This is a genomic window from Cupriavidus sp. UGS-1, assembly GCF_021213615.1.
In the GTDB taxonomy this organism is placed as follows: Bacteria; Pseudomonadota; Gammaproteobacteria; order Burkholderiales; family Burkholderiaceae; genus Cupriavidus.
On sequence record NZ_JAJQJF010000004.1, the window covers coordinates 325,852 to 345,409 of the forward strand.

At 69.7% G+C, this 19,558-nt stretch carries 16 protein-coding genes; 13 read left to right on the top strand and 3 right to left on the bottom strand.

Annotation, left to right across the window (positions count from 1 at the left end; genetic code table 11):
- Positions 1-2: 2 nt before the first annotated feature.
- Together LRR16_RS08070 and LRR16_RS08075 are read right to left on the bottom strand one after the other, a co-directional pair.
- Positions 3-1,034 (bottom strand): LLM class flavin-dependent oxidoreductase, encoded by a 1,032-nt coding sequence (locus LRR16_RS08070; protein ID WP_006577256.1) that lies wholly within the window; start codon positions 1,032-1,034, stop codon positions 3-5.
- A gap of 208 nt (positions 1,035-1,242) precedes the next feature.
- Positions 1,243-2,178, bottom strand: coding sequence for a DedA family protein/thiosulfate sulfurtransferase GlpE (locus LRR16_RS08075; protein ID WP_064574406.1), 936 nt, complete (start codon positions 2,176-2,178; stop codon positions 1,243-1,245).
- 215 nt (positions 2,179-2,393) lie between these two features.
- Here LRR16_RS08075 and LRR16_RS08080 point away from each other — a divergent pair, with 215 nt between their 5' ends.
- Positions 2,394-2,645 carry a GlsB/YeaQ/YmgE family stress response membrane protein gene (locus tag LRR16_RS08080; protein ID WP_006577258.1) on the top strand — a complete coding sequence of 84 codons (252 nt, stop codon included), beginning with the start codon at positions 2,394-2,396 and terminating at the stop codon, positions 2,643-2,645.
- 138 nt (positions 2,646-2,783) lie between these two features.
- On the opposite strand, the gene LRR16_RS08085 is transcribed toward LRR16_RS08080, so the two are convergent.
- Positions 2,784-6,719 carry a BTAD domain-containing putative transcriptional regulator gene (locus LRR16_RS08085; protein ID WP_232205486.1) on the bottom strand — a complete coding sequence of 1,312 codons (3,936 nt, stop codon included), beginning with the start codon at positions 6,717-6,719 and terminating at the stop codon, positions 2,784-2,786.
- A 312-nt stretch (positions 6,720-7,031) separates the two neighbouring features.
- Here LRR16_RS08085 and LRR16_RS08090 point away from each other — a divergent pair, with 312 nt between their 5' ends.
- The 12 genes from LRR16_RS08090 to LRR16_RS08145 all read left to right on the top strand — a co-directional run bounded on the left by LRR16_RS08090 (position 7,032) and on the right by LRR16_RS08145 (position 19,485).
- The gene (locus LRR16_RS08090; RefSeq protein ID WP_023264783.1) at positions 7,032-8,405 is read left to right on the top strand and encodes a tetratricopeptide repeat protein; all 1,374 of its coding nucleotides are present in this window, start codon (positions 7,032-7,034) and stop codon (positions 8,403-8,405) included.
- Positions 8,406-8,552: 147 nt separating this feature from the next.
- Positions 8,553-10,169 (top strand): hybrid sensor histidine kinase/response regulator, encoded by a 1,617-nt coding sequence (locus LRR16_RS08095; RefSeq protein WP_064574409.1) that lies wholly within the window; start codon positions 8,553-8,555, stop codon positions 10,167-10,169.
- Between the two features lie 232 nt (positions 10,170-10,401).
- Positions 10,402-10,791: a cupin domain-containing protein gene (locus LRR16_RS08100; protein ID WP_064574585.1), complete on the top strand. Its 390-nt coding sequence runs from the start codon at positions 10,402-10,404 to the stop codon at positions 10,789-10,791.
- A gap of 67 nt (positions 10,792-10,858) precedes the next feature.
- The gene (locus LRR16_RS08105) at positions 10,859-11,860 is read left to right on the top strand and encodes a tripartite tricarboxylate transporter substrate binding protein (protein ID WP_232205591.1); all 1,002 of its coding nucleotides are present in this window, start codon (positions 10,859-10,861) and stop codon (positions 11,858-11,860) included.
- Between the two features lie 46 nt (positions 11,861-11,906).
- Positions 11,907-13,073: an acyl-CoA dehydrogenase family protein gene (locus tag LRR16_RS08110; protein WP_064574411.1), complete on the top strand. Its 1,167-nt coding sequence runs from the start codon at positions 11,907-11,909 to the stop codon at positions 13,071-13,073.
- 32 nt (positions 13,074-13,105) lie between these two features.
- Complete coding sequence (locus tag LRR16_RS08115) at positions 13,106-14,296, top strand: CaiB/BaiF CoA-transferase family protein (RefSeq protein ID WP_232205487.1); 1,191 nt, start codon at positions 13,106-13,108, stop codon at positions 14,294-14,296.
- Between the two features lie 95 nt (positions 14,297-14,391).
- Positions 14,392-15,195: an IclR family transcriptional regulator gene (locus tag LRR16_RS08120; protein ID WP_232205488.1), complete on the top strand. Its 804-nt coding sequence runs from the start codon at positions 14,392-14,394 to the stop codon at positions 15,193-15,195.
- Positions 15,196-15,558: 363 nt separating this feature from the next.
- A complete protein-coding gene (locus LRR16_RS08125; protein ID WP_006578476.1) occupies positions 15,559-16,566 on the top strand; it encodes a thiamine pyrophosphate-dependent dehydrogenase E1 component subunit alpha in 1,008 nt (335 codons plus the stop codon).
- Between the two features lie 86 nt (positions 16,567-16,652).
- Positions 16,653-17,729: an alpha-ketoacid dehydrogenase subunit beta gene (locus tag LRR16_RS08130; RefSeq protein WP_006578477.1), complete on the top strand. Its 1,077-nt coding sequence runs from the start codon at positions 16,653-16,655 to the stop codon at positions 17,727-17,729.
- Positions 17,726-17,971, top strand: a complete 246-nt coding sequence (locus tag LRR16_RS08135; RefSeq protein WP_006578478.1) for a lipoyl domain-containing protein — start codon at positions 17,726-17,728, stop codon at positions 17,969-17,971. The genes LRR16_RS08130 and LRR16_RS08135 overlap by 4 nt, the downstream gene beginning before the upstream one ends.
- 3 nt (positions 17,972-17,974) lie before the next feature.
- Positions 17,975-18,706 (top strand): dihydrolipoamide acetyltransferase family protein, encoded by a 732-nt coding sequence (locus LRR16_RS08140; protein ID WP_006578479.1) that lies wholly within the window; start codon positions 17,975-17,977, stop codon positions 18,704-18,706.
- Positions 18,706-19,485, top strand: coding sequence for a ligase (locus LRR16_RS08145; RefSeq protein WP_023264781.1), 780 nt, complete (start codon positions 18,706-18,708; stop codon positions 19,483-19,485). The genes LRR16_RS08140 and LRR16_RS08145 overlap by 1 nt, the downstream gene beginning before the upstream one ends.
- The last annotated feature ends 73 nt before the right edge of the window (positions 19,486-19,558 follow it).

Consider the following 19,558-nt stretch of genomic DNA (forward strand, 5'->3'; position numbering starts at 1 on the left):
CGCTACAGCGTCTGCGTGCCGCTGACCGGCCGCAGGTCGCGCGCGGCCTGCGCGGCCAGCTCGAAGGAACGCAGCCGCGCCTGGTGATCGTAGATCTGCGCGGTCAGCATCAGCTCGTCCGGACGCAGATCGTCGACGAAGCGCTGCATGCCCTCGCGCACCGTATCGAGGCCGCCGACCACCGAACAGGACAGCGAGCGGCGGATATGGGCGGCTTCGGTCTCGTTCCACATCGATTCGATATCGTCGACCGGCGGACGAATGCGCCCCGGCGTGCCGCGCACCAATGCCAGGAACTGCTGCTGCAGCGAACTGAACAGCCGCGTCGCCTCGGCGTCGGTGTCGGCGGCGAACACGTTCAGGCCCAGCATCACGTACGGCCGGGACAGCGCCTCGGACGGCCGGAAGGTCTGGCGATACAGATCCACCGCCTGGCGCATGAAGCCCGGCGCGAAATGCGAGGCAAACGCGAACGGCAGGCCCATCGAGGCCGCCAGTTGCGCGCTGAACAGGCTCGAGCCCAACAGCCACAACGGCACCTTCAGGCCCGCGCCGGGTACCGCGCGCAGCCGCTGGCCGGGCCGCGGCTCGTCGAAATAGGCCTGCAGCTCCTCGACGTCCTGCGGGAAGGTGTCGGCGGTGTCGTGGGTCGCGCTGCGGCGCAGGGCGCGGGCCGTCAGCTGGTCAGTGCCCGGCGCCCGGCCCAGTCCCAGGTCGATACGGCCCGGAAACAGCGAGGCCAGCGTGCCGAACTGCTCGGCGACCACCAGCGGCGAATGGTTGGGCAGCATGATGCCGCCCGAGCCGACCCGGATGGTCGAGGTGCCGTTGGCAACGTAGCCGATCAGCACCGCGGTGGCGGCACTGGCGATGCCGGGCATGTTGTGGTGCTCGGCCAGCCAGAAGCGGCGATAGCCCCAGCGCTCGGCGTGCTGCGCGAGGTCCAGCGAATGGCGCATCGACTGTGCGGCGTCGCTTCCCTCGGGAATCGGCGAAAGATCGAGCAGGGAATAGGCAGTGGTGGGAGCGGTCATGCGGAAATGCGATGCGGGACGATGCGGGAATGGTTGTGGCCGGACGCGGCGCCATCGAAGGCCGGTCGGCACATCGATGCGTCGGTACGTCGCGGCCCCGCCAGGGCGTGGGCCGTGGCGGCGATCGAGTTGGAACGGCAACTATAGCCGTTCTCTTCCCGCGTTGTCGGAAGGGTCTCCCGCCTCGACCGGTGCCGCGCCTGCCCCGTCAGGCCTCCGGTACAGGCTCCCCATGCAGCTGCTTCCATGCATCGATGCCGCCCAGCAGCGCCCAGGTATTGGCATAGCCGGCCGCGCGCAGGCGCTCGGCCAGCATCGCGGCGGACAGCTCGTTGGGGCAGGCGCAATAGACGACGATCTCCACGGCCGGGGGATGTTCGGCCAGCAGGTCCAGCGGCGCATCGGGATCGACCGGCAGCGCGCCGGGAATGCGCTCGAGCGCCGCGCTGCCCGGCGCGCGCACGTCCAGCACCAGCGGCAGGCGGCCGTCCTGGCGCCGCGCCTCCAGTTCGTCGACGCTCATGCGCGGAATCAGCCGGGTGCGGCGCAGCAGCCGGACCCGCTTCCACCAGCGCCAGACGATGAACAGCGCGAGCGCCAGCAGCGCCAGCATCAGCGCCAGATGGCCATAGGTGCCGAAGGCGTCCAGCACGGCGTCGATGGCATCGCTGAACGCGGCGCCGATCATCAGCGCCCCGCCGGCCCAGACCACCGCGCCGATCGCGTCGTAGAACAGGAAGACCGCGAACGGCGTGGCGGTCATGCCCGCCATCGCGGTCGACAGCGCGCCGGCGCCCGGCAGCAGCTTGGAGAAGATCAGCGAGCGCGGGCCCAGCCGCAGATACAGCGACTGCGTCTGCCGGATGCAGCTGTCCTGCGACAGCGACACCTTGCAGATGGTGCGCAGCATCGGCTGGCCCAGCCGCCGGCCCGCCACGTACCACAGCGAATCGGCAATCAGGCAGGCCACCACCACGGCGCCCAGCACCGCGCCGATCGAGGGGCCCGTCTCGCGCATGCCCAGCGCCCCGGCCACCAGCAGCAGCGGATAGGCGGGCACCGGCAGGCCGGCCTGCTCGATCAGCACGTTCAGAAATACCAGCGTCAGTCCATGCTGTTCCAGCAGGACCTGCAATTCCCCCACGGCGGTCTCCCGTTCAATGATCGAAGGCGCGATGATTCGCGATATGGGCGAAGTTTGCCAGCATCGCGGCCAGCGCGGCCGGTCCTGGCCTGGACGATCGTTTCAAAATCTCTGAATGCCGGATGCCCTGGAGCGCTCGCCCTGAGCCCCAAGCCGTGGCAAGATGGCGCCGAAGCGGCTCGGACCCGCCGGCCGCTCCTAACTGGGAGATGCGTATGCTGTCATTCCTCGGTACGGTGATCGTCGGCCTGATCGTGGGGCTGATCGCCAGGGCCATCAAGCCTGGCGACGACAAGATGGGCTGGATCTTGACCATATTGCTCGGCATAGGCGGTTCGCTGATCGCCGGATATGTCGGCCAGGCGCTCGGCTGGTATCGCCCCGGGGAGCCGGCCGGCTGGATCGCCTCGGTGATCGGCGCGATCGTGCTGCTGGTGATCTACGGGCTGGTGCGGCGCAGAGCCTGACATCCGCCCAACGGGCGGGGCCATCGGCGGCCCCGCCCATCTTTCCATCGTTCCCATCCTTCTTTCGCGCCCCGGCCCCGCTGCCGGACTCGCGCTCTGCTGCTCCCCGTACGCTGCGTTCGCACGACAGTGCCGACGCTAGCAGGACGTTCCCATCCGCCGCAGCGCCTCTTCAATCCCCGCCAGTGCGGCCAGCATGCCCGCACCGATCGCCTCCTTGCGCAGCGCCATCAATTCGGCCTGCAGGCCGGTCCGGCCGACGTCCCCCGCGCTGCGGCCCAGCGCCGCCAGCACGCGGGCGCGGCGAATCTGGAACTGCGCCCACGGAAACGGCTCCGTGCGCGTATAGGCCTGCAGCGCGTCGGCATAGCGATCCGCATCGTCCCAGCGGCCGTTGCGCAGCGAGACCTCCATCGCGGCTTCGTAGAGATCGAGATGGCAATGGCTGACACAGCTTTGCGCGAGGATCGCCTCGCCTTGGGCCAACGCACGGCGCTGCTTGTCCGGATCGCGCGAGGTGCGGGCGATAAAGCCCAGGATCATCGGGCCGGAGTAGCGCATGCCGGTGTCCCGGCTGAGCGCCAGCGCTTCGTCGAGCAGCTGTTCGGCGGCCTCGGGATGCCCCTGGTTGCCGATGGCCAGCGCCCGCCGTCCGGCCAGTTCCGCCTCGAAGCGACGCGCGCCCAGGCGCCGGGCCAGCGCCAGCGCCCGTTCGGCATGCGCTTGCGATTTGGCCCATTCGCCGGTCTGCTGTTCGCTGGACGCCATCACGTCGTAGGCCAGCAGTTCGATGCGCGCATCGCCGATGCGGCGAGCGATGCGCAGCGCCTCCTCGCAACGCGCCAGCGCGGACGACAGCGCATGGCACAGGCTGTCGACCGCACCCACCATCGGCAGGTTCGCCCCTTCGATCCGCACGAAGCCGCGGGCTCGGGCCAACTCGACGCAGCGGACGAAGTGCGCGCGGGCGGTGACCATGCGGCCCTGCTGGTAGTAGGCGTCGCCGAGGCCGCCAAGCGCGCGCGCCTCGCCCAGCGCGGAACCCGCCGCGCCGGCGTGCCGCAGCGCGCGCTGGTGCGCGCCCAGGCAGGCCTCGATGTCCCCCATCGGAAAATGGACGTTGCCGCGCAGCGATTCGATCTGCGCCAGCATGTCCTCGTCGCCGATCGCCGCGGCGCCGCGCTGCGCGTGCTGCAGCGCGATCAACGCGCGCTCGTAGCGGTCCAGCAGCCGCAGCGCCGAGGCCACGCCGAACCACGCATGGGCGCGCTGGCCGTGGTCGTCGGCCAGTGCGACCGCGTGCTCGAAGGCCTTCAATGCTTCGGCGGGCTGCCCGAGGTTCAGCGTCAGCTCGCCGCGCAAGCAGGCCAGCGACTGCCGGATGTCGCCATCGCCGACGATCTGCTGCGCGCGTTCGACCAGCCGCAGCGCCCGCTCGTTGCGGAAGTGGCCCGCCTCGTGCCGCGCCGCCGCTTCGTAGGCCGCCGGAGCACCGGCATCGCTGGCCGCGTCCAGATGCTCGGCATGCAGCATCGGATCGCGGCTTTGATACCAGTCGGCGGCGCGCCGATGCAGCGCGAGCCGGCGCGACTTGAGCAGCGACGCGTAGACGGCCTGATGAATCAGCGCATGCATGAACAGGAAGTCTTCGCCCTCGGGCCGCAGCAGCGCATGCCGCACCAGCGCATCGCAGGGGTCGTCGGCCGTGCCGAGCAGGTGGCGCAGCGCCGCAGGAGAGAAGCGCTGGCCCAGCACCGCGGCCGCCTGCAGCGCCTGGCGATGCGGCTCGGGCAAACGGTCCATGCGCGCCAGCACGATGCTCTGCAGCGTGCCGGGCAGCGCGTCGGCGTCCGTATCGGGCGCCGCGTTGCGCAGCAACTGGTCGAGAAACAGCGGATTGCCTTCGGCGCGGCGGATGCAGGAGTCCGCCAGCTGCTCGTCGACATGGCGATAGCGCGTGGCCAGTTCGCGCGCCTCGGCATCGTTCAGCGGCCCCAGGTCGATCGTGGTCAGCGATGCGCTGCCGGCAGCTGCGCGCCAGCCGCTGTCGAGCGGATCCTGCTCGGGCCGTACGGTCATCGCCAGCACCAGCCGGCAGGTCCGCGTGGCGGCCGCAAGCCGGGCCAGGCAATCGAGCAGTGCGCGCTCGGCCCAATGCACGTCCTCGACCACGATCAGCAGCGGCTTGAGCGCGCTGCGGCGGGCCACCTGCGCCAGCACGAAGCGCTGCACGCCGCGCTGGCGCGCGCCCGCATCCATCGCCGCCAGCGCCGCGGCCTGCGCCTCGGGTTGGGGGACGTCGAGCAGATCGAAGGCGAACGGCACATCGTCATCGTCGATGCGGCCGCCAGCGATAGCTTGCGCAATGACATCTGCACGCGCATCGACGCTGGCGCGCGCATCGATGCCGAACACTCCCCGCACCAGCACACGCAGCGGGTCCCCCGACGTACCGACGCCGAAGTCGAGCACCAGAGCGCGCAGCGCTTCCATGCCATGCTCGCGTGCCAGCGCGACGAAGCGCTCGGCGAGCCGGCTCTTGCCGATGCCGGCCTCGCCGCGGATCACCACCACCCGCCCCTGTCCGGAGCGCAGGCAATTGCCGGCGACGCCGGCCAGTTGCACCAGCTCGGCCTGCCGTCCGACGAAGGCGTGCTGCGGCGGCGTCTCGGCGGCATCGAGAAACCGGTGCACGCGCCATAGCGGTATCGGCTCGGGGATGCCCGGCATCGACACATCGGTCAGGTGCTCGACCTCCAGGCGCCCGGGCAAGGCCAGAAAGACCCGATTCGACACCACGGTCTCCCCCGCCTGCGCGTGCTCCATCACGCGCGCCGCAACGTTGACCGGCGGACCGGTCAGCGTCATGGCGCCCGCGCTCGAGGACGCAGCGGCGAACAGCACCTGTCCGCTGGCGACGCCAACCCGCACCACCGGCGGCGTCGCGCACTCGGGGCACAGGCGCCGCGCGCCCTCGTGCAGGCCGACGGCGACGTGCATCGCGCGTTCGGCATCGTTGCCATGGGCCACCGGCACGCCGAACACGACGGTCAGCCGCGCGCCGATCTCGTCGGTCACGGCGCCGCCACAGGCTGCCGCGAGGGCGCGCGCACGTTCGCGCCAGCGCATCAGCAGGCCGTGGATCTGCTCGGCGTCGAGGCCGGCGGCATCGGCACCGATATCGTCGACGCTGGCGACGACGACCACGGCATGGCGAGGCTCCGGTGTCCTAGTCGTGGGCGCGGCGGTGGCGCCGGCGGGATCTGGCGGCGGTGGGGTCACGGGGCCGGTATCGGCGGGCGTGTCCCGCGCTGCCGGCGCGGTGGGCACCGTCGGCGGTACCGTCGCCGACTGCCGCCGCGCCCGCAGGATCCGCTGATGCAGCGCCTCGGTTTCCGCCTCGGGCGACACGCCCAGTTCGCGCTGCAGCGCAGTCCGGCACAGCCGGTATTGCTTGAGCGCCAGCGCCTGCCGCCCCTGCCGGTCATACAGCCGCATCAGCGCCCGGTGCACCGACTCCTGCAGGGCATCGAGCGTCAGCAGGCGCGTCGCACACGCGATTGCGCGGTCCAGCTCGCCCGCTTGCTCGTGCCGATCCACCAGCCGCCCCAGCGCCTGCAGCGCCAGGCCGCGCAGCCGCTCGCGTTCGACCGCGAGCCAATGGTCGAAGGTCGGCGCGGCGGCGTCGAACCCTTCGAGCAGATCGCCGCGATACAGCGCGACCGCGGCCTCGAGCGCGTCCGGGGTGGCGGTGCGCAGATGCTCTTCGAAGGCCACCACGTCGACCGCGACACCGCACAGCGCCACCCGGTCGGCGTCGGACAGCACCACCGGATAGCCTTCGACCGCCCGGCGCACCGCGCTGAGCGCCTGACGCAGGCTGGTGCGCGCCTGTTCGGCATGGCTGTCGGGCCAGAGCAGCGCCGCCAGCTTGTCGCGGGACTGCGGCCTGCCGTCGGCCAGCGCAAGATAGGCCAGCACCGCACGCGCCTTGCGCGCGGATAGGGGAAGGGGAGTGCCGTCCGGCGAACTCAGCGTGAAGCCGCCGAACAGATCGAGGTGGACCGCCGCCATCGCTTGGTGTGCTTGCTGTGGCCGATGTCAGAGGCAGGCGCGGCGGCATCGGCTTGTGAAGCTGCCCTGAAAGCTCTTTTATAGGCCACGGATTGACGCAGCGCGGTACTGCTGCCCGAGAACTTTCACGCTTCTTTCACGCCGGCGCGCACGGCCATATCACGCCGGCCCCCTAACCTCGCTACTGCCCCGCTTTCCAAGACACTCCAATGGCGAGGCCAGCCGCGACGCCCGCCGGCCGCATGATGCGGCGCAGACAGCGACATGACCACCGGGCTGCTGGATTGCGCATTAGAAACAAGGATGACTTCCATGGCACACACCGATTCCCGGCACCTGCAGGTTTCGTCGGGCAATAGCCGTTCGATGGAGCGCTTCGAATCCGCCCTCGAACTGTTGCAGGGCTACTACGGCGATCCGCTGACGATGATCGACGAGACCCTGGCCGAAGACCCCGAATTCGTGATGGGGCACGCACTACGCGCGGGGATGCTGATCACCGCGGGCGATGGCGCGGTGGCGCCGCTGCTGCGCCAGACCGTCGAGGCCGCCGAGGCGCTGCACGGCATCGCCAACGAGCGCGAGCGCCGGCACATCGCCGCCGCCCGCGCCTGGCTCGATGGCCAGTTCGCCCGCGCGAACCAAATGTATGGCGACATCGTGATCGATTACCCGCGCGATGCGCTGGCGTTGCAGGTCGCGCATATCACCGACTTCCTGCTCGGCCAGTCGAGCATGCTGCGCGATCGCATCGCGCAAGTACTGCCGAACTGGAATGCGCGCGTGCCCGGCTTCAGCCATGTGCTCGGCATGCACGCCTTCGGCCTGGAGGAGACCCATCTGTACGAACAGGCCGAGGAGCGCGGGCGCTTCGCGCTGGAGCTCGATCCGCGCGATCCCTGGGCGATTCATGCGGTCGCGCACGTGATGGAGATGCAGGGTCGGCCGGACCAGGGCATCGGCTGGCTGCAGTCGCACCAGCAGGACTGGGCCATCGACAACATGATGGCCGTCCATAACTGGTGGCATCTGGCGCTGTTCCACCTCGAGCTCGGCCATGCCGGCCAGGTGCTCGCCCTGTACGACCAGCACATCCGTGCCACGCGTTCCGCGGTGGCGCTGGAGGTGGTCGACGCCACCGCGATGCTGTGGCGGCTGCAGCTGCGCGGCATCGACGTGGGCTCGCGCTGGGCCGAACTGGCCGATACCTGCGAGGCGCGCGGCGCGGAAGGGACCTACGCCTTCAACGACGTGCACGCGGGCATCGCCTATCTGGGCGACGACCGCCCGGCGTCCTTCGCCAGGCTGATGGCCAACATGCGGCAAGCGGCGGCGGGATCGGGTACCAACGCGGCGATGACGCGCGAGGTCGGCTTGCCGGTGATCGAGGCGCTGTACGCCTTCGAGGCCTGCGACTACGACCATGCAATCGAACTGCTGATGCCGGTGCGCCTGATCGCGCATCGCTTCGGCGGCAGCCACGCGCAGCGCGACATCCTGAACCTGACGCTGATCGAGGCGGCCTTGCGCGGCGGCCGGGCCAACCTGGCCTGCGCGCTCGCGGCCGAGCGGATGGAACTGAAGCCGATGACGCCCAGCCTCAGCACGCTGGTGCAACGCGCCTCGACCCTGTATCGGGAGAGCGCCGAGGCGGACGCCCGCACGCCGGCAGCGCGGGCTGCCTGAGCCCGCGCGCAAGGCGCCTGCGTATCGCGGTATCGCCGATGCGCGGGCATGCCATCACCGCGGGCGGCCTGCTGCCGCCTGCGGTTTTTTTGGCGCGGCCCCAGGGCTGGCGGTATCCTTTGCGTCATCCCAGCCCGGAGCTTCAACATGACGAACCCCACGGAACCGGTGCACGGTACCGAGGCCGCGGCCAACGCGGAAGGCACGCCCAAGCAGCTGGAAGCCAAATATCGCGCCCTGGTCGAAGCCATTCAGGACTACGCGATCTTCACGCTCGACGTGTCGGGCAATATCACCAGCTGGAATCGCGGCGTGGCCAAGATCAAGGGCTACGCCGCCCACGAGATCATCGGCAAGCATTTCTCGGTCTTCTACACGCCGGATGCCGTCGCCCGCGGCTGGCCGACGTACGAACTGGGCCGCGCCGCGCAGGACGGCCGTTTCGAGGACGAAGGCTGGCGCGTGCGCAAGGACGGCACGCTGTTCTGGGCCAACGTGATCATCACGGCGATGTTCGACGAGCAGAACGTGCTGCAGGGTTTCGCCAAGGTCACGCGCGACATGACCGAACGCAAGCGGCTGGAGGAGCTGGAACAGTCCAGCCGCCGCATGAGCGAGTTCCTCGCCACGCTGTCGCACGAGCTGCGCAATCCGCTCGCGCCGATGCGCAACGCCGTCAACCTGATGCGGCTCGAGACGCTGGGCTCGGGCGACCAGCGCGCGCCGCGCGACAGCGCGACGCTGCGCCAGTGCCAGAGCGTGCTGGACCGCCAGCTGTCGCATATGACGCGGCTGGTCGACGACCTGCTCGACATGGGCCGCATCACCTCGGGCAAGGTCGAGCTGCAATACAGCCGCGTGGACCTGTCGGACATCGTCGCGCGGGCTGCCGAGGCCGCCCGGCCGACGCTGGAGCGCCGGCGGCAACGGCTGGACCTGCAGGTGCCCGAGCGGGTCGCGATGCGGGCGGACCCGACCCGCCTGATCCAGGTGCTGCAGAATCTGCTGCTGAACGCGTCGAAGTTCTCGCCCCCGGGCAGCCGGATCACGATCCAGGCCGAGCCGCAGCCGCAGGTGGTGGAACTGCGCGTCAGCGACGAGGGGATCGGCATCCCCGCCAGCGAGATCGACAGCATCTTCGACCTGTTCGTGCAGCACAAGCACGGCAAGGTGTCGGACGACGGTGGCCTGGGCATCGGCCTGTCGCTGTGCCGCTCGCTGGTGGAGCTGCACGGCGGCTCGATTCGCGCCAGCAGCCCCGGCGAGGGCATGGGCAGCACCTTTACGCTGCGCCTGCCGCTGGCCCTGGAGAGCGCCGACGAGAAACGCGATGCGCCGGTGCCGCTGCCGGCCGGTGCGCTGCGCGTGATGGTGGTCGACGACAACCGCGATTCCGCGGACAGCCTGGGCATGCTGCTGCAGGCGATGGGACACGAGGTCCATATCGCCTATGACGCCGAGGGCGCCATCGAGATCGCCGGCGGCTTCGTGCCGCAACTGGCGCTGATCGATATCGCGATGCCCGTGGTCGATGGCTTCGCGCTGCTGCGCGGATTAAACAGCATGCGGGGCTGGTCCGGCACCGTGTTCGCCGCGATGACCGGCTTCGGCCAGCCGAGCGACCGGGCCGAAACCAAGACCGCCGGCTTTCATTTCCATATCGTCAAGCCGGTCGAGTTGCCGAAGCTGCAGATGCTGCTGGCGATGGTCGAGCAGGGCACCGTCGCCGGGACCGGCCCTGCCGGCAATGCGCCGCCGGCATAGTCCTTCCCGGCTGCGCTTTCCGCTTCTCTTCGCCCTTCCCTCTTCCTTTCCTCTTCTCCTTTCCCGCTTCGACGCCTGCGCACCGACCTGCGGTCGGTCGGCGCGGCGTCGTATCGCCGTGCGCGCCTGCTCGGCGCGGTAGGCGTAAACCCGCGGCCATCGACAAATCGCTTGACCAATCAATTCATGAATATAAACTCCAATTCACCATAATGAATTTGAGTCATTGCCCGTGCCCGACCACCCCACCTATTTCGTGTCGCTCGACGACGTCCCCGGTTATCACCCTGCCAACCATGTCGGCACGCTGAACCGCCGCCTGATCGGCCCGGAAACGGTCGGCGCGCGCCATCTGGAGGTGGTGCACGGCACCATCGAAAAGGGCAAGGGCGCGCTGCCGCATGCGCACCCGGGCATCGAGCAGGTCTGCTACCTGCTCGAGGGCCGTGCGCTGGCGGAAGTCGGCGGGCAGCGCCGCGAGCTCGGTCCGGGCGACTGCTGCTTCTTTCCCGCCGACCAGATGCATGTGTTCACGGTGATCAGCGACGAACCGGTCAAGGTACTGGTCATCTATTCGCCGCCGTACGAGGAATCGCCCGAACGCGTGGTGCGGCCCGACTGAGCGGCACCCAACCCCGAGCCCGCGCCAGTCGGGCCATCCCACCATAACGAGGAGACAGACGATGAACATGCTGACGAGGCAGGGCCTGGGCCGATGCCTGGGCCGACGCTTGGGCCGACTATTGACGGGCGCCGCGGCGGCGCTGACGCTGGCCGCCCCCGCGGCGCTGGCCGACACCTTTCCTTCGAAGCCGGTCAAGCTGGTCGTGCCGTTCGCCGCCGGCAGCGGCACCGATGCGGTGGCCCGGCTGACCGCGAAATACCTGGGCGAGGCGCTCGGCCAGTCGGTCGTGGTCGAGAACAAGCCGGGCGCGAACGGCACCATTGCCGCCGAATACGTGGCCAAGGCCGCGCCGGACGGCTACACGCTGTTCATGACGACCAACACCACGCATTCGGCCAATCCGTCGCTGATGAAGCAGCTGCGCTACGACCCGGTCAAGGACTTCACCCCGGTCGCGCGCATGGGCAACCTGCCGTTCATGCTGGTCGTCAGCCCGTCGCTGCCGGTCAAGACGCTGCCGGAGTTCATCGCCTACGCGAAGTCGCACCCGGGCCTGTCCTATGGCAGCGGCAACAGCACAGGCATCGTCGCCGGCGCGACGCTGGCACGGATGGCGGGCCTGAAGATGCTGCACGTGCCCTACAAGAGCACGCCGCCCGCGATGACCGACGTGATCGGCGGCCAGATCCAGATGATGTTCGTCGACTTCGCCGCCGGCATCGCCAACGTCAAGGCCGGCAAGCTGCGCGCGCTCGGCGTGACCACCGCACAGCGCAGCGAACTGCTGCCGGACGTGCCGCCGCTGGCCAGCGTGCCCGAGCTCAAGGGTTTCGATATCACGTCGTGGAACGGCGTGTTCGCGCCGGCCGGCACGCCCGCGCCTGTGGTCGAGCGGCTCAATCGCGAACTGGTGGCGATCGTCTCCAACAAGCAGCACGCCGCGCAGTACTACGCCTTCGGCTTCGAACCGTTCGGCAGCACGCCGGCCGAGCTGGGCAACTTCGTCACGGCGGAGCTGCGCAAATGGTCCAAGCTGGTCAAGGACGCGGGCATCCAGCCCGAATGACCCGGCGCCCGCCAATGAACAACCGCCGCAACACGAGGACAGCGACGTGAATTTCGAACTCTCGGACCAGCAGACCGCCATTGTCGAAGCGGTGCGCACGGTCTGCTCCCGCTTCGACATGGAGTATTGGGACCGGCTCGACCGCGACCACACCTTCCCGCACGATTTCCACGCGGCGATGTGCGAGGGCGGCTGGCTTGGCGTGGCAATGCCGGAAGCGCTCGGCGGCGCCGGTCTCGGCATCCTCGAGGCGGCGCTGGTGATGCAGGCGATCTCGGAGTCGGGTGCCGGCATGAGCGGCGCCTCGGCGGTCCATATGAACGTATTCGGCCTGAACCCGGTGGTCGTGTTCGGCTCGCCCGAGCAGCAGGCCCGCTTCCTGCCGCCGCTGATCGCGGGCCGCGAGAAGGCCTGCTTTGCCGTGACCGAGCCCGATGCGGGACTCGACACCACGCGCCTGAAGACGTTCGCGCGCAAGGTCGACGGCGGCTACCAGGTCAGCGGCCGCAAGATCTGGATCTCCACCGCGCAGGTCGCCGACCGCATGCTGCTGCTGGCCCGCACGCAGACCCTGGAGTCGGTCGGCAAGCCGACCGAGGGCCTGTCGCTGTTCTACACCGCGCTGGACCGCAACCGCATCGAGGTGCGCGAGATCGACAAGATGGGCCGCGCCGCCGTCGACTCCAACATGCTGTTCATCGACGAGCTGTTCGTTCCCGACGAGGACCTGATCGGCGAGGAGGGGCGCGGCTTCGAATACATCCTGCACGGACTGAATCCCGAGCGCATCCTGATCGCCGCCGAAGCGGTGGGGCTGGGCCGCGCGGCGCTGGCGATCGCCACGCAGTACGCGAAGGACCGCGTGGTGTTCGGCCGGCCGATCGGCGCCAACCAGGGCGTGCAGCATCCGCTGGCCCAGGCGTGGATGCAGCTGGAAGCAGCGAACCTGATGGTGATGAAGGCCGCGGCGCGCTACGACGCGGGCCTCCCCTGCGGCGCCGAGGCCAACACGGCGAAATACCTGGCCGCCGAAGCCGGCCACAATGCCTGCCAGACCGCGATCCTGACGCTCGGCGGCATGGGCTATTCGCGCGAGTACCGCGTCGAGCGGCTGCTGCGCGAATCGTATATCCCGCGCATCGCGCCGGTCAGCCCCCAGCTGATCCATTGCTTCATTGCCGAGCGCGTGCTCGGGCTGCCGAAATCGTATTGAGCGCCGGAGGACATCGCGTGATCAGTCACGGCATGACAAATTCGCCTTGGGACGCCCCGGACGCCGCCGCCACCGGCCCGCTGGCCGGCGTGCGCGTGGTCGACATGACCTCGGTCGGCATGGGCCCCTATGCAACGCAGATCCTGGGCGACATGGGCGCGCAGGTGATCAAGGTCGAATCCCCGGAAGGGGACGTCTTCCGCCATGCAGAGCCGACGCGTCATCCGAACATGGGCGCTGCCTTCCTGAACCTGAACCGCAACAAGCGCTTCGTCGTGCTGGACCTGAAGCGGGTGGAAGACCTCGCTGCGCTCAAATGCCTGCTCGCCGAGGCGGACGTGTTCGTCTCCAACGTTCGCCCCGCCTCCCTGCGCAAGCTCGGGCTCGACTACGCGTCGCTGCGCGAAGACCATCCGCGCCTGATCTATTGCGGCGCCTATGGCTATGCCGAGGACGGCCCGTACGCGGGGCAGCCAGCATTCGACGACATCATCCAGGCGCGCAGCGGCCTGGCGCAGTTCCAGGGGGCCAATGGCGACCAGGGCCCGCGCTACGTCAACACGATCCTGGCCGACAAGGTGGCCGGCCTGACGGTTGCCTACGCGATTCCGATGGCGCTCTATGAACGCGAGCGCTCCGGCCAGGGCCAGGCGATCGAGGTGCCGATGTTCGAAACGCTGGTGTCCTTCCTGGCGGTCGAGCAGCTGGCCGGGCGCACCTTCGTGCCGCCGCTGGGCGACGCGGGCTATGGGCGCGTGATGTCGCCCCATCGCAAGCCCTACCGGACCGCCGACGGCTATCTGGCGCTGCTGCCCTACACCAGCGCCCAGTGGGCGCGCTTCTTCGCGGTGGCCGGACGTCCGGAGCTGGCGGCCGATCCGCGCTACGCCACACCCGCGGGCCGCAGCGCGCATATCGACGCGCTGTATGAAACGCTGGCCGACATCGTGCTGACGAAGACCACCGCGCAATGGCTGGACCTGCTGCGCGACGCCGACATTCCGCACAGCGAGGTGCCGCGCTTCGACAGCGTGCTCGACGACGCCCATCTGCGCGCGACCGGCATGGTGTTCGAATACGCGCATCCGACCGAAGGGCAGCTGCGCGCCGTCGGCATTCCGACCCGCTTCTCGCGCACGCCGGGCAATATCCGGCATTGGCCGGAGCCGCTGCCCAAGCGCGGCACGGATGCCGCTGCCGAAGCGGCCAACGATCCGGCCTAGCCTCGGCGCAAGCCGCGGCGGCGCCCGCCAAGGCCTTACACTGTCGGCCTTGCGAAGCATGCCCCCCGACCAACAGGCCGACAGGAAACCAGCCGATGCCCGACGTGGAGCCCGCCCCGGAACCCGCCGATAAAGCCGCGGACAAAGCAGCCGAGAAGGCCGCAAGCGCGAACGTCAAGACCGCGCTGCGCGTGGTCGAGATCATGGAGATCTACGCGCGCGAAGGCCGCTCGCTGACGCTGACCGAGCTGGCCAAACTGCTGGGCGCGCCGATGTCGAGCTGCCTCGGCCTGATCCGCACGCTGGCGGCGCTCGGCTATCTGTACGAGACTGGACGGCGCCAGGGCTACTACCCGACCGGCCGGTTGCTGGCGATCGCGCAACGGATTGCCGCCAACGACCCGCTGCTCGAGCGGGTGCAGCCGGTGCTCGAATCGCTGCGCGACGAGACCGGCGAGACCGTGATCTTCGGCAAGCTGCAGGACGACGGCCGCGTGGTCTATCTCGATGTGGTCGAGTCGAGCAATCCGGTGCGCTACATCGCCACCGCCGGCGAACTGCGGCAGGCCCATACCAACTCGATCGGCCGCGCGATCCTGTCCGCACTGCCCGCCGCCGACCGTGACGCGCTGCTGGCGCGCGCCTCGTTCGCGCCGCTGACCGCGCGCACGCTCGCCTCGCGCGAAGCGCTGGAGGCGGAACTCGACATATCGCGCGAACGCGGCTGGGCGCAGAACTTCGGCGAGTCGCTGGCCGACCTCGGCGCGGTCGCGGTGCCGCTGACACTGGCCGGGGTGGTCTACGGCGTGTCGGTGGCCGGCCCGATCCACCGCGTCGAATCGCGCGCGGCCGACATCGCGATGCCGCTGCGGACGGCGATACGCGCGCTGCAGGGCTAGACGCTCCGGCTTCCGCCGCCTTCCGCCGCCCCCCTGCGCCCTCTCTGGCTGCGACACCTGTCGCATTCCGGACGCGACACCTGTCGCATGCCGCGACGGCGCCGCGACGCACCGGGCGCCATCGCATCGCCTCCGAGCGCCCCACGCGGCCCCTGATCCACCCTTGCCCGATTCGCCGCAAAGCCGCGCCACGCAAGGCTTTACGGCCCGCCGCTCGATCGGGGCGCCCTACTTCCATCGCCCTGTTTCCCCGCACTGGCATCGCGCTTGCAATGACATCGCAGCCGCGGCGCTCGCCGCACCCGCGCTTCCCCGACGCGGACGCGGGCGCCACGCCAAGCGAAAGAAACAGGAGACACGACGATGGAACCGACCACGGACCAGTTGCTGTGGATGTACGAAAAGATGGTCGAGATTCGCCATTACGAGGAGACGATGGCGAAGGTGTATCTCGAAGGGAAGCTGCCGCCGAAGATCCAGAAGGGTCTGGCCTTCGATATCGGTGCCGGCCCGGTGCCCGGCGAAATGCACCTGGCCGCGGGCCAGGAGCCGGTGGCGGTCGGCGTCTGCGCGCACCTGCGTACCGAGGACACCGTGGTCGGCGCCCACCGCCCACACCACTTCGCGATCGCCAAGGGCGTTCCCCTCGACGAGATGACCGCCGAGATGTTCGGCAAGGTCACGGGCCTCGGCCGCGGCAAGGGCGGCCACATGCATCTGTTCCATCCCGAGACGAAGTTCTCCTGCAGCGGCATCGTCGGCGCGGGCGCGCCGCAGGCCTGCGGCGCCGCGCTAGCCGCGCGCAAGCTGGGCAAGGACTGGGTCGCGATCGCCTTCTTCGGCGAAGGGGCGGCCAACCAGGGCGCCTTCCATGAGGCGCTGAATCTGGCCGCGCTGTGGAAGCTGCCGGTGCTGTTCGTCTGCGAGGACAACAAATATGGCATCTCGGTCGAGAAGTCGGCTTCGACGTCGGTCGACAGCAATGCGGTCCGCGCCGCCGGCTACGGCATGCCCGGCGTACTGGTGGATACCAACGATGCGGTGGCGGTGTTCCGCGCGGCCGGCGTCGCGGTCGCGCGCGCGCGGCGCGGCGAAGGGCCCACGCTGATCGAGGTCAAGACCGACCGCTACCTGGGCCACTTCCAGGGCGATCCGGAAACCTACCGGCCGAAGAACGAGGCGCAGACGCTGCGCCGGAACGATCCGATCGACCGGCTCGGCAAGCAGCTGCGCGAGCAGGGCCTGCTCGACGACGAAGCCGATGCCGCGCTGCGCCGGCAGATCGTCACGCGCGTCGACGCCGCCTATGCGTTCGGCCGCGAAAGCCCCTACCCCGCCCCCGAGGAAGCGCTGCAGCACGTGTTCGCGTGATGACACGCGGTCGCACGCAATCGCATGCAATCGCACGTAATTCGCGCGCAATCCGCACGCTGCCCGCAATGACAGGAGACAACCAGATGGAACCCAACGACAACAACCCGCCGGCCGGCCGCAAGCTGACCATGGCGCAGGCGATCGCCGAGGCCATCGGCCAGGAGATGGAGCGCGACCCGAGCGTCTTCGTGATGGGCGAGGACATCGGCAAGTACGGCGGCATTTTCAGCGCCACCACCGGGCTGCTCGATCGCTTCGGCCCCGAGCGCATCATGGACACGCCGATCTCGGAGACCGCCTTCATGGGCGCGGCGATCGGCGCCGCCGCCGAGGGCCTGCGCCCGATCGCCGAACTGATGTTCGTCGACTTCTTCGGCGTCTGCTTCGACCAGATCTACAACCATCTGGCCAAGAACACCTATATGTCCGGCGGCCGCGTCAAGCTGCCGGCCGTGGTGATGACCGGCATCGGCGGCGGCTACAACGACGCCGCCCAGCACTCGCAATGCCTGTACAGCACCTTCGCCCACATGCCAGGCATGAAGGTCGTGGTGCCGTCGAACGCCTACGACGCCAAGGGCCTGATGATCGAGGCGATCCGCGACGACAACCCGGTGGTCTTCTGCTACCACAAGGGCATCATGGGCCTGTCGTGGATGTCGTACTTCGAAGGCAGCACCACGGCGGTTCCCGCCGAGGCCTACACGATTCCGTTCGGCAAGGCCCGCGTGGTGCGCGAGGGCCGCGACGTGACCATCGTCACGCTGAGCCAGATGGTGCAGAAGTCCGTGCTGGCCGCGGAGCGGCTGGCCGAGGAAGGCATCGACGTCGAGGTGATCGACCTGCGCACGCTGGTGCCGCTGGACAAGCAGACCGTGCTGGAGTCGGTGGCCAGGACCGGCCGGCTGCTGATCGCCGACGAGGACTACCTGAGCTACGGCCTGTCCGGCGAGATCGCCGCGATCGTGGCCGAGCATCTCGACACGCTGAAGATGAAGGCGCCGGTGCGGCGGCTGGCCGTGCCAGACGTGCCGATCCCGTTCAGCCGCCCGCTCGAGAACTTCGTGATCCCGCAAGTGGACACGATCGCCGCCAGCGTCCGCACGCTGATGCAAGCCAATCCCGAACTGAAGCAAGAAGCCAAGAGAGAAGCAGCATGACCGACGTAACGATGGCAGACGACGTGTGGGCCGATGTCGAGGAAGGCACCGAGGCCCTGTTGCAGGACTGGCAGGTCAATGTCGGCGACAGCGTTGCCGAGGGGCAGACGCTGGTGGTGGCCGAGCTGGTGAAGACAACCCACGAGATCGTCGCGCCGGTGGCCGGCCGCATCGCCGAGATCCTGGTGCAGTCGCAGGACACCTTCGCGCGCGGCGCCGTGCTGGCGCGCATCGAGGAGTAGACCATGGCCGAAGCCTCACTGACGCTGGCGGCGGACAACGGGGCCGGCGCGGCCACGCCGCCGCGGCACACCATACCGCTGACCGGCATGCGCGGCGCGATCGCGCGCGGCATGACGGCCGGCTGGCAGATCCCCCGCGTCGCACATTCGCTGGAGGTCGACGTCAGCGCGGTCGAGGCGCGGCGCGCGCAGCTGCAGGCGGAGCTGGGCGACAGCGTCAAGGTCACGCTGACCGCCTATCTGCTGCGCGCCGCCGCGCTGACGCTGCGGGCCCACCCGCGGCTGAACGCGCGCGTCACCGACAAGGAGATCGAGCTGATGCCCGACGTCAACATCGGGCTCGCGGTCAGCCTGGACGACGGCCTCGTCGTGCCGGTGCTGCGGGAGGTCGACCGCAAGTCGGTCGAGCAGATCGCGCGCGAGGCCCGCACGCTGGCCGAGGGCGCGCGGAGCGGCACGCTGGGCGCGGGCGCCTACCAGCGCGGCACCTTCACGATCAGCAACCTGGGCATGACCGAGGTCGAGCGCTTCACGCCGATCCTGCACGCGCCACAGGCCGCGATTCTCGGCGTCACCCGTGTGATCCGCCGCGCCGTGGTCAAGGACGACTGGATCAGCATCGCACCGATGATGGGCCTGCATCTGGTGTTCGACCATCGCGCCGTCGACGGCTACCCGGCCGCGGCGTTCCTCGGCGACCTGAAGCGGCGCCTCGAGTCCGCGGAAGACCTGTGATGGCCGCGCTCGCCCCAACCCTCGTCACCGCGACGCCGCACGCCGAGCAGGCGTGGAACGCGCGGCAGCTGGCCGAGCCGGTGACCGAGCCGCGCCTGCGCCTGTGGACCTATCGCGCGCCCGGCGTGGTGTTCGGCTGCTCGCAGCGGGCGCTGCACCAGCGCACCGCGCTGGCGGACCGTGCGGTCGTGCGCGGCTCCGGCGGCGGCGCGGTGCTGACCGGCCCGTGGATGCTGTCGGCCTCGATCGTGCTGCCGCCCGACCACGCGCTGCTCTCCAGCGGGCCGATCGGCAGCTATCGGTGGCTGGGCGTGCTGCATGCCGGCCTGCTGCGCGACATGGGCATCGCGGCGTTCGCGCTGCCGCCCGAGCAGGCGCGCAGTTATCGAGCCGATGCGGCACTGACCTGGGCCTGCTATGGCGGTCTGTCGCCGTGGGAGGTCGTGGTCGAGTCGCGCAAGATCGTCGGCCTCGCGCAACTGCGCCGGCGCACCGGCGTGCTGCTGACCTCGGGCACGCTGATCGCGCCGCCTGACTGGCGCCTGCTGTGCGAGGCGCTGGGGCAGCCGGCCGGTCTGGGCGACGCGCTCGCCGACCGCACCACCTCGTGCGAGACCGAGCTGGGCGCGCCGGTGATCGCCGAGGTGCTGGCCGACCGGCTGCACCACATGCTGACCGACGTGCTCGGCAGCGTGGCGGCCAACGACCACGACGCCATGCCGCGCGCTTGCGTCCGCCATGTGCTGCCGCTGCGCGGTGCCGCGGCGCCGCCTGGCTAGCGCGGCGCCCGCCGCGTGGCCCGCGCGGGCGGACCCCGCCAAACAACGATACCGATATCCCACCGAAGGAGAC